We start from the raw sequence: 15,690 nt of genomic DNA, 5'->3' as shown, positions 1-15,690 counted from the left end.
CGACGAAGGCTTGACCCGCCCGCGGAAGCCGCGTCGGCGCCGCAGCCGCTTCCTCCTGGCCGGCGCCATCGTCGCCATCGGCGCGACGATCGGAACCGGCGCTGTGATCCAATCCGCGTCGGCCGCGTCGAACGACCGCGTCGAAGCCACCGCTGAACTTGCCGCGAGCACCGGGCGCCAGCACGAGCAGCTGGGTGCGTACGCCGGCATCGCCCACGCCCAGGCCTCCCAGGCCGCCCAAGGCACCCTGGACGGAGCCAACACTGTGATCATGGCGGCCCAGGGCAAGTCGGATGCCGCGGCACTGACCGTGTCGGTTGCCTCGCTCACCCACTACACGCTTCTGGCTCCCGACCGGGTCTACGACCTCGTCGACGAGACCAAGGCCCAGACCGCTGCCGTGCAGGCCGCCACCGCGGAGGTGGACCGCGTGGCCGCCGAGCAGGCCGCCACCGCCGCTGCCGAGGCCGCGAAGGCCGCGAAGGCCACCGTGGCGTCGACCAGCTCGTCGTCCCGCCCGTCCGCACCGACCGACCCGAGCGGCGCCCAGGCCATCGCCCGCGCCCTGATGATGTCCAAGTACGGCTGGGGCGACGACCAGTTCGGCTGCCTCGTCAGCCTCTGGAACAAGGAGTCCGGCTGGAACGTCAACTCGTACAACGCCTCGAGCGGGGCCACCGGCATCCCGCAGGCGCTGCCCGGCAGCAAGATGGCCTCGGCCGGCGCCGACTGGCAGACCAACCCGGCCACCCAGATCACCTGGGGCCTTGGCTACATCTCGGGCAGCTACGGCACCCCGTGCGCCGCCTGGGACAAGTCGGAGTCCGTCGGCTGGTACTGACTCAGCCGCGCGGCATCACCGAGGTGACACGGGTGTTCCGGGGCTGCTGAGGAATCCGATCGCGGCCTCCCGGAACGCCCGCGCCGTCGGTGCGTTGAAGTGGTTCCGGCCCGGGATCTCGACGAAGGCCGCATCCGGGGCGGCGCGGGCGAGCGCCCGCGACGCCTCGAGGATGCGGTCTTCGCTCCCGGTCGCGAACAGGAGCGGCTGGGCCGGGGCGTTCTCCGCCCCCGGTTGGGAGCCGCCGCGCATCCCCTCGACCAGTGCGACGAGCGCCCTCAGATCGTTGCCCGGCACTGCGCGGGCCATGGTCAGGTAGGCGCCGGTGAGCCGGTCGTCGACGTCGGTGCCGTGTTCGATGTGCGCCCGGGCATCCGCGATCCGGAAGCGCCGCAACGGATCGCCGTCGGGAATGCCTCCGAGCACCGCGCGCCGGACGCGTCCCTCCAACTCGCAGGCGGCCTGCCAGCCGACCCGCGCACCGAGCGAATAACCGACGTAGTCCACCTCGTCGAGCAGATACGCGTCGAGAACCCGCTGAACATCCGCGACGAGAATCGCCATCGTGTAGGCGGCCGGGGAGTGCGGTTTATCGCTGGCTCCGTGGCCGGGCTGGTCGATCGCGATCACGTGGAACCCGGCCCGGGTCAGGTCCCTGGTCCAGCCGGTCAGATGCCAGTTCGCCACGGCGCTGGACGCGAAACCGTGCACAACGACCACTGTGGGGGCCGCCGGATCGCCGAATTCGTAGGTGGCGAGCTGCATGCCGTCGGGGGAATAGACGAACCGGTGCGAGGGCGCGGTGCGGAGTGACATCACCACCATTGCACCATGAGAGCGGTGCTTCCGCGGCGGCCACGCCGCCGGCAGGCACCCCCGCCTGCCAGTACTTTGCCAGTGGAAAATGAGGATTCTTCCAGTAAGCGAAGGCACTGTTGCAGCTTCGCCCGGGCGGAACCCCGCCTGAGCTCATCGAACCAGAACCGCTGGCGCCTGTGCTCGAGCGATTCGCCCTGTGAAAGTTATGCCCCGGATCAAGAAAACGTCGTCCTTCCCGTCCGTCAGCACCCCCGGAAGCGGCCGTACCCGCCACCGGGACACGCATCGGCGCCAGGATCGGAAGCGCATCCTCGCGGCCGGCGCGTTCCTCCTCGTCACCGCCGTCGTCGGAACCGGTTTCGTCATGCAATCCGTCGCGGCGGCGCAGGATGTACGCATCAAGGCCACCCGCGACCTCGCCGAAAGCACCGGGGTGCACCCCGACCAGCTGATCGCCTACGACAATGTGATGCCGGCCCGTGCCGCGTCCACGGCCAAGGGTGCGCTGAACGAGGCCGTCGTCGTCATGGCCGCGGCCGAGGGAAAGGCGGATGCGACGGCTCTCGCAGCATCCGTCGCTTCACTCACCCACTTCACACTGCTGGCGCCCGAGCGGGTCTTCGAGCTTGTCGACCTGACGAAGGCGGAATCGGCGAACGTTCAGGCGTCGATGGCGGAGGCCGACCGGATCGCCGCCGAGCAGGCCGCGGCCGCAGCGGCTGCCGCTGCGGCCCAGGCGGCCGCCGAGGCTCAGGCCGCGGCTGCGGCGGCCGCAGCAGCGGAGGCCGCCAACGCGGCGTCGGCGAAGCCGTCCGCCCCGTTCCGGCCGTCCGCGCCGACCGACCCGAGCGGCGCCCAGGCCATCGCCCGCGACCTGATGATGGCCCAGTACGGCTGGGGCGGCGACCAGTTCGGCTGCCTCGTCAGCCTCTGGGCGAGGGAGTCCGGCTGGAACGTGAACGCCTACAACTCGTCGAGCGGGGCCACCGGAATCCCGCAGGCGCTGCCCGGCAGCAAGATGGCGTCGGCCGGCGCCGACTGGCAGAACAACCCGGCCACCCAGATCACCTGGGGCCTGGGTTACATCGCCGGCCGCTACGGAACCCCGTGCGGCGCCTGGGACCATTCGCAGTCGGCCGGCTGGTACTGACCGGATGCCCGGCCCGGACGCCCGGCGTAATGGGGGGAACGGCCGGGCCCGGCCCGGTTAAGCTGGGCCGATGACGCAACCTCGTGACCAGGCCGGCGAGCGGCAGAGCACCTTCGGGGCCGCCGTGCGGCCTGAACGGGCGCAGGCACTGCTCGACGCGCTGAAGCAGCGGGTCGTCATCGCCGACGGGGCCATGGGCACGATGCTGCAGGAGCACAACCCGACCCTGGAGGACTACCAGCAGCTCGAAGGCTGCAACGAGATCCTCAACGTGAGTCGCCCCGACATGATCGAGGCGATCCACGGGGCCTACCTCGACACCGGCATCGACGCGGTGGAGAGCAACACCTTCGGCGCCAACTGGTCGAACCTCTCCGACTACAACATCGAGCACCGGATCGAGGAGCTCGCCCGCCTCGGCGCGGCCATCGCCCGCAAAAGCGTCGACGACTACGAGGCGCGCGACGGCCGGATGCGCTGGGTGCTCGGCTCGATGGGCCCGGGCACCAAGCTGCCGAGCCTCGGCCACACCACCTACGCCCACCTCAAGGAGACGTTCGCCGAGCAGGCCATCGGCCTGATCCGTGGCGGCGCCGACGCCTTCCTGATCGAGACCTCCCAGGACCTGCTGCAAACCAAGTCCGCTGTGAATGGGTGCAAGCAGGCGATCGCCGAGTCCGGCATCCGGCTGCCGATCTTCGTCGAAGTGACCGTCGAGACCACCGGCACGATGCTGATGGGCAGTGAGATCGGGGCGGCACTCACCGCGCTCGAACCGCTCGGCATCGACGCGATCGGCCTCAACTGTGCGACCGGGCCGACCGAGATGAGCGAACACCTCCGCCACCTCTCCCGCTACTCACACGTGCCGGTGCTGTGCATGCCCAACGCCGGACTGCCCATGCTCACCGCCACCGGCGCGAGCTACCCACTCACGCCCGACCAGCTGGCCACCGCGCATGAGCAGTTCGTCAAGGAATTCGGGCTGGCCCTGGTCGGCGGATGTTGCGGCACCACCCCCGCACACATGAAGGCCGTCGTCGACCGGCTGCGCGGCACCCCCGTCACGACACGCACGATCGAGGAAGATCCCGGCGTCGCCAGCCTCTACCAGCACGTGAGCTTCGACCAGGACAGCGCCTTCCTGGCGATCGGGGAGCGCACCAACGCCAACGGGTCGCGTGCCTTCCGGGACGCCATGCTCGAGGAACGGTGGGACGACTGCGTCGACATCGCCCGTGCCCAGGTGCGCGAGGGCGCCCACCTGCTCGACGTGTGCATCGACTACGTCGGCCGCGACGGGGTCGCGGACATCCGCCAGGTCGTCTCCCGGCTCGCCAGCGCGTCCACCCTCCCGCTTGTGGTCGACTCGACCGAGCCCGCGGTGCTGCAGGCCGGGATGGAACTCATCGGCGGCCGCCCGGTCGTCAACTCGGTCAACTTCGAGGACGGCGAGGGCCCGGCATCGCGTTTCGGCCGGATCATGCCGCTGGTCAAGGAACACGGCGCCGCAGTGATCGCCCTGACCATCGACGAGGAAGGCCAGGCCCGCACCGCGGAGCACAAGGTGCGGATCGCCACCCGGCTGGTGGAGACCCTTGTGAACGACTGGGGAATGCGGGTTCAGGACATCATCGTCGACGCGCTCACCTTCCCGATCGCCACCGGCCAGGAGGAGACCCGCCGGGACGGGATCGAGACGATCGACGCCATCCGGCAGATCAAGGCCAGGTACCCCGGCATCCACACCACCCTCGGGGTCTCCAACGTGTCGTTCGGCCTGAACCCCGCCGCCCGGTCGGTGCTCAACTCGGTGTTCCTGCACGAGGCGACCGAGGCCGGGCTCGACTCCGCCATCGTCAACTCGGCCAAGATCGTGCCCCTGGCCTCCGTGCCGGATGACCGGCGCAAGGTGGCGCTCGACCTCGTCTGGGACCGCCGGGAATACGACGTCGAGGGGAACCTCAGTTACGACCCGCTCGCCGCCCTGCTCGACCTTTTCGCGGGGGTCGATTCAGCCGCGCTGAAGGACGAGCGCGCCGCGGAGCTCGCCGCCCTGCCGGTGGGTGAACGGCTCGAACGCCGCATCATCGACGGAGAGGCCAAGGGCCTCGAGGGCGACCTCGACCTCGCCCGCGCCGGAGGGATGAGCGCCCTCGACATCGTCAACGTGCACCTGCTCGCCGGTATGCAGGTCGTCGGCGCCCGATTCGGCAGCGGCGAGATGCAGCTGCCGTTCGTGCTGGCGTCGGCCGAGGTGATGAAGGCTGCGGTCGCCCTGCTCGAGCCGCACATGGAGAAGTCGACGGCGGCCGGCAAGGGCACCATGGTGCTGGCCACCGTGCGCGGCGACGTGCACGACATCGGCAAGAACCTCGTCGACATCATCCTCACCAACAACGGCTACGACGTGATCAACATCGGGATCAAGAAGACGATCAACGAGATCATCGCCGCGGCCGAGGAGCACAACGCCGACGTGATCGGCATGAGCGGCCTGCTCGTGAAGTCGACCGTGGTGATGAAGGAGAACCTGCTCGAGCTGAACGCGCGTGGGCTGGCGAAGAAGTGGCCGGTGATCCTCGGCGGGGCGGCCCTCACCCGGACCTACGTCGAGGAGGACCTGGCCGGGCTGTTCGAGGGGCAGGTCCGGTATGCGCGGGACGCGTTCGAGGGCCTGGCCTTGATGGAGCCGCTGGTGGCCATCGCGCGCGGCGCCGACCCGGCATCCGTGGGGCTCCCTCCCCTAAAGAAGCGCATCCACAAGCGCAACCTGCTCACTGTCACCGAGCCCGACGCAATGCCGACCCGCTCCGACGTGGCCGCGGACAACCCGGTGCCGGCCCCGCCGTTCTGGGGCACCCGGATCGTCAAGGGCATCGCCCTGGCCGAATACTCCGCGTTCCTGGACGAGCGGGCGACCTTCATGGGGCAGTGGGGCCTCAAACCCAGCCGCGCCGAGGATGGCGCGAGCTACCAGGAGCTCGTTGACACCGAGGGGCGGCCGCGCCTGCGGTACTGGCTCGACCGGATCCTCGCCGAGGGAATCCTCGACGCCTCGGTCGCCTACGGCTACTTCCCCGCCTACAGCGAAGTAAACGACCTCGTCATCCTGCACCACGGCGACGACCCGTCGGGGGTGCTCGGCGTGCCGGGCCTTCTCGCGCCCGACGCAGGCTCCGGCGGAGTCGTCGGCACCGAGCGGCTCCGGTTCTCCTTCCCGCGGCAGCGCCGCGACCGGCACCTGTGCCTGGCCGACTTCGTGCGCCCGCGCGAGTCGGGGCAGACGGATGTCGTCGCCCTCCAGCTCGTCACCGCCGGGGCGAACGTCGACACGGTCACCGCGAAACTGTTCGCCGAGAACAAGTACCGCGACTACATGGAGCTCAACGGCCTGACCATGCAGCTCACCGAGGCCCTCGCCGAATACTGGCACGCCAGGGTGCGGGACGAACTCGGCGTCGGCGCCGAGGACCCGAAGGATGTGGCCGGCATGTTCAAACTCGAATACCGCGGCGCCCGCTTCTCGCTCGGCTACCCGGCCTGCCCGGAGATGGAGGACCGCCGCAAGGTGGTCGAGCTGCTCAGGCCCGAGCGGATGGGCGTGGTCCTGTCCGAGGAGCTGCAGCTGCACCCGGAGCAGTCGACGGATGCGTTCGTGTTCCACCACCCCGAGGCGAAGTACTTCTCGGTCTAGCGCCGGGCAGTCGGGCCCGGCGCAGCGCGGACAACGCGGCCGGCCCGACCAGCACGATCCCCGCGAACGTGGTCACGGCGCGCACGGTGTCCCAGGTCAGGGTCGAGGTCACCAGTGTGTACAGGGTGAAGGAGGCGACGTTCTCGCCCAGCGGGGCATCCGCGGCGTAGGAGATCCCGGTGCCGCCACCCACCGCGAACGGCCAGAACCAGAGGTTCATCACCAGGCCGAACAGGTAGGACGCGGCGATGCCGTAGCCGGCCAGCAGTGCGATCTCGAGGCGGGCGCCCAGCCGGCTCCCCGGGCCTGCCCTGGTGCCGGTGCGGCCGACCTGCGGCAGCAGGCCGGCGCCGGCGCCGACCCAGCCGCAGGCGAACATCTGGAAGGGCGTCCACGGGCCGAAGCCGCCCCAGAGCATCGAGGACACCGCGATGGTCAGCAGCCCGAGCAGGAAGCCGAACCGCGCGCCGTAGGCTCGGCCGGCCAGCACCAGCAGGACGAACACGGCCTCCACCCCGCCCACCCCGGTGCCCGCGATGCGCACCGCTGCGCCGACCGCCGACAGCACGCCGAGCAGGGCGACGGTCTTCGCGGTGTACATCTCCCGGTCGAGCGTCAGGGCGAGCGCCACGACCAGTGCCGGGACGAGCGCGAACGCCACGATCGGCACGGCCGCCTGGGCGTCTTTGGGAACGGCGGCGGCGAAGAGGGGCCAGGCGAAGCCCGCGGCGGCGAGGATGCTGCCGCCCACCAGGATCCCGGCCGTCCAGCGACCGCCCGCGCGGATCACGGTGCCCCCACCAGCGGCCCGTTCGCGGCGCGGCCGGCCTGCATCGAGATCGTGCGCGTGGCGAGGGCGCGAGCGAAGTCCCGGTCGTGGGTGGCGAACACCACGGCTGAGGCGGTGCGCCCGGCGCGAAGCAGTGCGGCGCCCACGAGTGCCCGGGCCTCCAGGTCGAGCCCGCGGGTCGGTTCGTCGACCAGCAGCAGCGACGGCGCCGCCGCGAGCTGGATCGCGATGACCAGGCAGAGCCGTTCGCCGGCCGACAGATCGCGCGGGTGCCGGCGCAGGAGATGTCCTGCGGAGGCGAGGTCGAGGCCGAGCAGTCCCGCGAACCGGTCCGCGGCGGGCTGCGCGGCGCCGGCGGCCTCGCTGCGGCGCACGGCCCGGTCGGCCCGGCGGCACTCCTCGGCGACGGTGGTCGAGAAGAGCAGGTCGTCGGCGTGCTCCGGCACCAGCGCCACCGCAGCCCGGCGTTCCCCAGGGCGGAGCGCTGCCACGTCCCGCCCGGAGACGAACACGGTCCCGCGCGCGGCAGGCAGGGCCAGCGCCCCGAGCAGGCTGGACTTGCCGGCGCCGTTGGGTCCCTCGAGGGCGATGATCTCGCCGGCCGCGATCTCGAGCGACACCTCGTGAACAACCAGATCGGCCCCGCGGCGCATACTCAGGCGACGGATGCTCGCCAGCGGCGTCCCCGTCGTCCCCGTCGTCCCCGTCGTCCCCGGCGCGACGGGGGTCGGGGGAGCCGTCGCGAGGCCGGCAGGACCGTCGGCAGGGTGCGCGGAGCCGGGGGCGTCACCGGCCCTGAGCCGGTGCGCCCGGTTGCCGCGCAGCTCGAGCCAGGCATCCGCCGCACCCGCCCACTCGCGAGTGTTGTGTTCGGCGACGACGACGCACACCCCCGACTCGTGGGCGAGGCGCTCGAGCAGCCCGCAGACCCGGACCCGGGCCGCGGCGTCCAGGTCGGCCAGCGGCTCGTCGACCAGGAGCAGGATCGGCCGGGAGGCCAGGGCGGCGCCGATGGCCACCAGGCTCGCCTCTCCCGCCGACAGTGCGTGCACCTGCCGGTCGAGCAGGTGCTCGATCCCCAGCCGGCCGGCGATCTCCCGCGCCCGCTGGTCGACGATGACGGCGGCCACGCCGCGCACGGCCAGGGCGAATCCGACCTCGTCCCGCACGTTTTCAGCCACGAAGGACAGCCGCACGTTCTGGCTGACCACCCCGACGAAACCGGCGGTGTCGCGCGGGGGGGTCCCGGCGCGGTCCGCGCCGCCGACGGTGATCCGGCCTGCCTGGCGACCCTCGAAGAAATGCTGGAACAGGCCGCTCAGGCTGTGCAGCAGGCTGGTCTTGCCCGACCCGGTCGCCCCGGCGATCACGGTGAGCGTGCCGGGCTCGAACTCGAGGTTCAGCGCGGCGAGGTGCCAGTCGCGCCGGCCGTCGCCGTGGCCGGCATCGGGGCCGTCCTCCCGCGGGTCGCCGAAGCCGAGCGCGGCATCCGTCATCACGGCGGGCCTCTCGCAGGCGCCGTCGACCACGTGCGCGGCGGCGAAACCGCGGACCTCCATCGAGGCGGCGAGGGCGAGGGCTCGCTCGATCGTCTGTTCGAAGACGGGAACGAGCAGGGCCGGGATCGACCGCTCACCGCCGCGCAGCCGGCCGGCCACCCGCACCCGCCTGACCGAGTCGAGCAGGGCCGGGAACGTGGCCCAGGCGATCACCAGGGCACGGGAGACCGTGCGCAGCGGACCGCGCCCGGCACCGCGGGCGAAGAGCCGGCTCACGTCCACCACGGCGTTGAGCACCCCGAAGACGAGGATCAGCGCCGCGACCGGCAGGGCACTCAGGGCGGCATTCGCCAGGCCGCCGGCGGTGACCGGCCCGAGCAGGGCGACCTGGCTGAACGGCCCGGCCAGCGGAACCCTCGGGAGGTCCAGCAGCAGGAGGCCGGGACCGGATGCCCCGGCGAAGAGAACCCGGTAGCCCGCCCGCAACAGCACGAAGCCCACGGCGAGGAACGCCGCGGCGCGCAGGGGAGCCGGCCGGAAACGGAACACTAGCTGCCGGGCGTGGGCGTTTCGGTGCCGGTCGTGAAGACGAGGCCGACGGACTGGCCGGGCTTGAGCTGCAGGGAGCCGAGACCCTCCTGCGCGTATTCCCAGTCCGCGTCGGCGGACGGTCTGATCCAGAGCGCCCAGTACGCCGCGGCCGCGGGCATGCCCTGGCACGATTCGGTGAACGGCGCCGCGCCGTCGACGGTGATCGTCTCGTCGGCGGCCGGGCGACCGTTCACCCGGCAGACCACCTGGTCGCCGTACTGCACGGTGCCCTCGGTTGTCGCCCCGGCGGCCGCGACGACCTGGCTCGCCGGGACGGTCGCCGCGTCACCGGTGGCCGAGCAATCGGTGATCGTGGCCGCCTCGAGCGGGCCGAAGTCCACCACGACGTTCACCCCGGCGCAGGAGCCGCCCGGTGCGGCGGATGCCGACCCCGTGCTCGGGGTGGCCGGGCCGGCGGCCGGGGTGGTCGTGCCGGCGGCGCAGCCGGTCAGGGCCAGCGCCCCCAGCAGGGTGAGGGCGGCAAGCGCGGGCATCTTCATGCCCCCAGAATACCGATCCGGCGGGGCTGCTCCGCGACTGTGACGTCCGGCGTCGGCTGTCCTGACCCGGACCCCGGGCCGATGCCGCCGCCCGGGGATGGGATAATCGGTGGCAGGATGAGTGAAATTGCGGGTGAATTGGCGCGGGTGCGCGAAGCGTTCGACAAACCCACCCTTCGCCTGCTGGACCGCAAGTGGGCCCCGTTCGTGCTGGCGGTGTTCAAGTCCTCCTTCAGCAGGGACCGCCGCAGCGTTCCGGCCGAGCGGCTGCACGCCCAGGTCGACGCCTACCTCGCCGACCTCCGCTCGGTCGGAAGCGAGGTGCCGGGCAAGAACGGCCGCGCCCTCTGCGTGCAGTGGATGAACGACCAGTGGCTCTACCGGGAGACGGGGGAGGGCGACGAGGAGCAGTATTCCCTCACCTCGCACGCCCTCGAGGCGCTGCTCCTGGTCGAGGGCCTCTCCCGTGACCGCGCCCTGATCAGCGAGTCCCGCCTGACCACCATCGTCGACACCGTGCGCCACCGCGCCACGCAGGCCAACCCTGACCGGGCGGAACGCATCCGTCGCCTGGACCAGGAGATCGCCGAGAAACAGGGCGAGCGTGACCGGCTCGCCGCCGGCGGCGAGATCGCCGCCGTGTCGAACGAGGCGATGCACGAGGGCTACGCCAACCTCGTCGACCTGATCACCGCGCTGCCGAGCGACTTCAAACGCGTCGAGGAATCCGTCGCCGGGATGCACCGGCAGATCGTCAACGACTTCCGCAGCGAGGATCGCCCGATCGGCGAGGTGCTCGACGAGTACCTGTCGAAGACGGATGCGCTGATGTCATCGACCCCGGAGGGGCGCGCCTTCGAGGGGGCCTTCACCCTCCTGCGCAACGATTCGCTCCTCGCCGACCTGAAGAACGACCTCGAAACCATCCTGCTGCACCCGTTCGCCCTCGAACTCAGCGCCGCCGAGCGGCGCGGGCTGATGGGAACCGTCGGCCTGATCCGCAAGGGCATCGATGACGTGCTGACCCAGCGGAACGGGCTCACCACCACGCTGCGGGAACACATCGTCAACCACGACGTCGTGAAGGACCGCGAACTGGAACGCCTCCTCCGCGACATCAACAAGGAACTCGCGACCTGGATGCTGACCGCCGGACCCCGCAGCACGGTCACCGCCGAACTCATGCCGGGCACGCTCGAGGTCGAGCATCTCCGGGAACGCTTCTACGACCCGGCCGGCCACCGCCCGCCGCCCGCGCTCGAGGACGTCACCGACGACGCGCCGGTGCCGCCGAGCCTTGACGAGCTGCGCCAGCAGGGCGGTCCGCGCCTCGGCGAGATGCGCGACGCCCTGGTGAGCGCCCTCGGCCGGGGCGGCGCGGCATCCGTCGGCGACGCCTTCAACGAGCTCGCCGCGAGCATGCGCCGCCCGGTGGAGATCCTCGGGATGCTGCAGATCGCCACCCAGATCGACGCCGTGCACCGGGCTGGCACCGTCGAGACGCTCGAAACCGTGCGTCCCGACGGTTCCAGCCGCCGCTTCCAGGTGCCCCGCATCATCCTGAACGATGACGAAACGGCGGCGCTGTTCGCCCTGACCTATGGACCCGATGATGACTGACGCCTGGACAGACGACCGCGCCGCCGAAGACGAGCCGCGGCTGGAGGGCGACGCGCACAGCTTCTCCCTGTTCGAGGGCGACGAGGGCGGGCTCACCCTCGACCAGCGCAGGACCCTGGTGCTGCTGCTCAAGCACCGGTATATCTCCGCGGCGCTCCAGCCGGCGGAGTGGCGCACCCTCCTGCAGTCGGAGGGCCTGCTGAAGTCGCGCCTCAACGACGTCTTCCTCGACCTGCACGTGGACCGGCACTACGAGGTGGCGTTCAAGAGGCAGGCCGTGGCCGAGGGCGGCGATCGGTTCCCGACCCTCCTGCACGACGTCTCCTACACCCGGGAGGAAACCATCCTGCTCGTGCTGCTGCGGCAGCGGTTCCGCAGCGAGCGGGCCAACGGCCACGAGATCGTGATCGTCGACCGCGACAACCTGGTCGACAACGTGGCCCACTTCCGGCCGGAGCACGCGACCGACCGTTCCGGCGACGCGCGCAGGGCCGCCGCCGCGGTGGAGAGCCTGGTCAAGGCGCGGGTGCTGCTGAGGACGAGCGATCCCGACCGGTTCCGCATCTCCGCGGTGATCGAGGTGCTCCTGCCTGTCGAGCGGCTGGGCGAGCTGCTGGAGTGGCTGGCCGCGCAGAACGGTGACGAGCCCAGCGTGCCGGGCGACGTCACCCTGCCCGACGACGTCACCCTGCCGGACGACGTCACCCTGCCCGACCTGCCGGTCACTCTCGACGAGATCACCGAGTCCAGCCTGGAGGCCAGCTGATGAGCGATTCCCCTCTGTTCTATGTGGACGGACTCACCGAGGGCACCACCCAGTGGCGCGCCGAGTGCTTCCAGATGGTCAACTGGGGTGGCTTCCACGGCCACCACGAGGTGGCCTTCGCCCGAGAGTCCACCCTCGTCTCCGGTGCGTCCGGCACCGGCAAGAGCAGCCTGCTCGACGCGTACCTCGCGTTGATGATGCCCTCGGACACTCCCTTCAACGGGGCGTCCAACGACGCCGGCTCGGGCCGGGCGCGCAGCGTCGACCAGCGCAACCTGATGACCTACCTCCGCGGCAAGACGGACTCCAACCGGGAGGCCGGGACCGGCCAGCTTCAGGACCAGGTGTTGCGCGGCGCGGACGCCTCCACCTGGGGTGCGGTGGCGATGACCTTCATCGACGACAACCAGCGCCGTTTCACCGTGCTGCGCGCCTACTTCGTGCCCCGCGGGGGGAACAGGTTCGCCGACATCACGATGAAGATGGCCGCCACCGACGGCGCGCTCGACCTGCGCGACCTGTCGGAGGTCACCGAGTCCCGGTTCGACAAACGGGCCATGAAGGCACGCTTCCCTGAGCTGGCCGTCTTCGACACCTACGCGGCGTTCGCCCAGACCCTGTACACCCGGCTCGGGATCGGCGCCAATGGCGAGGGCGGGAAGGCGCTCCGCCTGCTCGCGCGGATCCAGGCCGGCCAGCAGGTCAAGACCGTCGACGGTCTCTACAAGTCCATGGTGCTCGAGGAACCCGCGACCTTCGCCGCGGCCGACAAGGCCGTCGACCACTTCGAAGACCTCGAACGTTCGTACGGGGCCATGGTTACCGAGGCCCAGAAGGCCCGAGTTCTCGAACGTCTGCCCGCCCTGCACCAGGTCTACGAGACGTCGACCGAGAAGGCCGACCTGGTCGACAGGTTCGGGGTGCACCGCACCGGCGACACTCCTTTCGTTCTCTGGCAGCTGCACACCGAACGGGGCCTGCTCGAGGGCGCCGCCGACGTCAACGGAGCCGAGCGGCGCGAGAACCAGGTGGCGCTGACCCAGGCGCGCGACGCCGAGACGCTCCTCAAGTCCAGGATCGCCGGCATCCAGCACCAGCAGCGGGAGAACGGCGGCGACGTCCTCGCCAGCCTGCAGAGCGAGCTCGGCCTGCTCCGTGACAAGCGCGACGATGTGGCAGCGGAACGGGCGAGGTTCGACGATCGCAGCCTCGCCCTGGCCGTCGAGATCGACAGCCCGCACGACTTCAGCCAGGCGCAGGGTGCCGCCCGGCACTTCCTGGCCCGGTTCGACGCGGCGGAGAAGGACCTGGACGCGGAGCGTCTGGCCCTCCAGCGCCGGTCCTATCCGGTCGAGGAGCAGATTCGCGCTGTGAAACAGGAACGGGACTTCCTAACCGGGCGGCAAAGCCTGGTTCCGCAGCACCTGCACAACGCGCGGCTGATGATCGCCGAGGCCGCCGGGATCCCGGCCGCCGAGCTGCCCTTCGTGGCCGAACTCATCGACGTCGCGCCGGGCGAGGATGCGTGGCGCCAGGCCGCCGAGGTGACCCTGGCCTCCGTCGTGCGGGTCATGCTCGTCGACGAGACGCGCCTCCGGGCACTCGGCGAAGCCATCGACCCGCTCCGGATCCCGGTGCGGATCCACTTCGAAGGGGTCAAGCTCCGGGAGCACAGTGACGTTGTCGGCGACCCGCGTTTCGTCTCCGGCAAACTCGTCTTCAAGGACTCTCCGTTCAGCGGCTGGGTGCAGGACCGGGCGAGGGCGTCGAACCTGGACGCCCTGTGCGTCGCAACCCCTGCCGACCTCGTCGGCGACGGGCCGCGGGTGACGATGAGCGGCCAGAACCGGAACGGCAAGCGCGGGGCCCACGGCTGGAACTCCGACCAGAAGTCGATCATCGGTTTCTCCAGCCGGGCCAGGCTCGACGAGATCGCCGCCGAGCTGGCCCGGCTGACCGGGATCGCGGAGGCGTTCGCGGCGGAGGCCTCCGTCCTGGCCGGCCGCCTGGCCGCGCACCAGGACCTCCGCAGCGCCCACCGGTTCGTGCTCGACACCGCCTGGCCTGCCATCGACGTCGCCGCCGCGGAATCCCGGATCCGGGACAAGGAAGCCGAGTCGGAACGGGTGCTGGCCGACAGCGACGTGCTCCGCGCGCTCGGCGACGAGGAGAAACGCCTCGGGGCCGAGCTCGACGCCGCCCAGAAACAGAAGCACTCCGCCGACGCCCGGGCCGCGCTGCTCCGAGCCGAACAGACCGGGATCGTGGACCGCCAGGATGCCGTGAGCGTGCAGCTGGACCGGATGGCGGCCGCGGCATCCGTCACCCTGTCGGAAGAGCATTCCGCCCACCTCGATGCCCAGTTCGCCGCCGTCGGAGACGAGGGCGACCTCGCCGCATTCGAGAACGGGGTGAAGCGGCTGCGCGAACGACTCACCGAACAGTCGGTCCTGGACCGGGGCAACGCCGCGAGCGCGAGGGACTCCCTGCTGCGCATCTTCGAGAACTTCCAGGCCCGCTGGCCCGACCCGAACATCGGCGTGTCGCTGGATTCATACACCAGCTACCGGGACATCCTCGATGCCGTCTACACGCTGGGCCTGCACGAGCGGCGCCAGGAATGGAAGCGCCGGCTCTCGGCCTGGAGCGGGCAGGACCTTGTGCCGCTCATCGGCGCCTTCAGCACCGCCATCGAGGAGATCGAGGACCGGTTGCAGCCGATCAACGAGATCCTCACCACCCTGCCGTTCGGCGCGGGCCGGGACCGCCTGAGGATCTCCCTGCGCCGGCTGCACCGCGACGACCAGGCGGCGTTCCGCACGGAACTCAAGCTGCTCTCCTCCGGGTCCACCGAGGACTTCAGCGACGAACAGACCGAGAGCCGGTTCGCCCGGTTGCAGGCGTTCATGGGCCGGATTCGCCGGCCGGAGGGTGGCGCCCGCACCGAGTCGCCGCGGGACCTGCTGCTCGACGTGCGCAAGCACGTGGAGATCACCGCGGTCAGGATCACCCCCGACGGGGACGAGGTCAGCACCTACTCGTCCCTCGGTGGCAAGAGCGGCGGCGAGTCCCAGGAACTGGTCGCATTCGTCGTCGGCGCGGCCCTCCGGTTCCAGCTCGGCGACGAGAGTCGCACCCGGCCACGCTTCGCGCCGGTCTTCCTCGACGAGGGGTTCGTCAAGTCCGACTCGGAGTTCGCCGGCCGGGCCGTGGCCGCCTGGAAGGGCCTGGGGTTCCAGCTCATCGTCGGCTCGCCGCTCGACAAGGTCACCGCCCTCGAGCCGCACATGGAACTCGTGCTGTCGATGACCAAGAACACGAGCACCGGGTACTCCTACATCACCCCGTTGTCCTCCCCGGTCTCCGCGGCGGGGTGAGCCGGGAGGCGCGCCGGCCCGATGGAGTGCCGACGCGCCT

The 15,690-nt window shown here is 71.0% G+C and carries 10 protein-coding genes; 6 read left to right on the top strand and 4 right to left on the bottom strand.

Features of this window, described 5'->3' with window-relative positions; all coding sequences use genetic code 11:
- Positions 1 to 10 precede the first annotated feature (10 nt).
- A complete protein-coding gene (locus tag E3O48_RS17745; protein ID WP_174774732.1) occupies positions 11 to 841 on the top strand; it encodes a hypothetical protein in 831 nt (276 codons plus the stop codon).
- A gap of 15 nt (positions 842 to 856) precedes the next feature.
- Here E3O48_RS17745 and E3O48_RS01125 read toward each other — a convergent pair whose 3' ends face one another.
- A complete protein-coding gene (locus E3O48_RS01125) occupies positions 857 to 1,666 on the bottom strand; it encodes an alpha/beta fold hydrolase (RefSeq protein ID WP_370248833.1) in 810 nt (269 codons plus the stop codon).
- Positions 1,667 to 1,865: 199 nt separating this feature from the next.
- Here E3O48_RS01125 and E3O48_RS17900 point away from each other — a divergent pair, with 199 nt between their 5' ends.
- Positions 1,866 to 2,810: a lytic transglycosylase domain-containing protein gene (locus E3O48_RS17900; protein ID WP_241982356.1), complete on the top strand. Its 945-nt coding sequence runs from the start codon at positions 1,866 to 1,868 to the stop codon at positions 2,808 to 2,810.
- A 70-nt stretch (positions 2,811 to 2,880) separates the two neighbouring features.
- On the top strand, positions 2,881 to 6,507 hold the full coding sequence (gene metH, locus E3O48_RS01115; protein ID WP_134537011.1) for a methionine synthase: 3,627 nt from the start codon (positions 2,881 to 2,883) through the stop codon (positions 6,505 to 6,507).
- Here metH and E3O48_RS01110 read toward each other — a convergent pair.
- Genes E3O48_RS01110 through E3O48_RS01100 form a run of 3 tightly spaced genes read right to left on the bottom strand, consistent with a single transcriptional unit; the run spans position 6,395 to position 9,887 of the window.
- Entirely contained in the window at positions 6,395 to 7,297 is a 903-nt protein-coding gene (locus E3O48_RS01110) for an ECF transporter S component (protein ID WP_134537010.1), read from the bottom strand. The two genes, metH and E3O48_RS01110, sit on opposite strands and share 113 nt — an antisense overlap.
- On the bottom strand, positions 7,294 to 9,345 hold the full coding sequence (locus tag E3O48_RS01105) for an ATP-binding cassette domain-containing protein (protein WP_166788574.1): 2,052 nt from the start codon (positions 9,343 to 9,345) through the stop codon (positions 7,294 to 7,296). Before E3O48_RS01105 ends, E3O48_RS01110 begins: the two co-directional genes overlap by 4 nt.
- Positions 9,345 to 9,887: a hypothetical protein gene (locus tag E3O48_RS01100; RefSeq protein WP_134537008.1), complete on the bottom strand. Its 543-nt coding sequence runs from the start codon at positions 9,885 to 9,887 to the stop codon at positions 9,345 to 9,347. Before E3O48_RS01100 ends, E3O48_RS01105 begins: the two co-directional genes overlap by 1 nt.
- Positions 9,888 to 10,004: 117 nt before the next feature.
- On the opposite strand from E3O48_RS01100, the gene E3O48_RS01095 reads away from it, so the two are divergent.
- Genes E3O48_RS01095 through E3O48_RS01085 form a run of 3 tightly spaced genes read left to right on the top strand, consistent with a single transcriptional unit; the run spans position 10,005 to position 15,650 of the window.
- A complete protein-coding gene (locus tag E3O48_RS01095) occupies positions 10,005 to 11,507 on the top strand; it encodes a DUF3375 domain-containing protein (protein WP_134537007.1) in 1,503 nt (500 codons plus the stop codon).
- Complete coding sequence (locus tag E3O48_RS01090; RefSeq protein WP_166788573.1) at positions 11,500 to 12,273, top strand: DUF4194 domain-containing protein; 774 nt, start codon at positions 11,500 to 11,502, stop codon at positions 12,271 to 12,273. Before E3O48_RS01095 ends, E3O48_RS01090 begins: the two co-directional genes overlap by 8 nt.
- A complete protein-coding gene (locus tag E3O48_RS01085) occupies positions 12,273 to 15,650 on the top strand; it encodes an ATP-binding protein (RefSeq protein ID WP_134537005.1) in 3,378 nt (1,125 codons plus the stop codon). The genes E3O48_RS01090 and E3O48_RS01085 overlap by 1 nt, the downstream gene beginning before the upstream one ends.
- Positions 15,651 to 15,690 lie beyond the last annotated feature (40 nt).

The sequence above is a fragment of the Cryobacterium sp. HLT2-28 genome (assembly GCF_004402495.1).
GTDB lineage: Bacteria > Actinomycetota > Actinomycetes > Actinomycetales > Microbacteriaceae > Cryobacterium > Cryobacterium mannosilyticum.
Note: the sequence above shows the minus strand (reverse complement) of the source record. Positions and strands in the feature narration are given on the sequence as shown.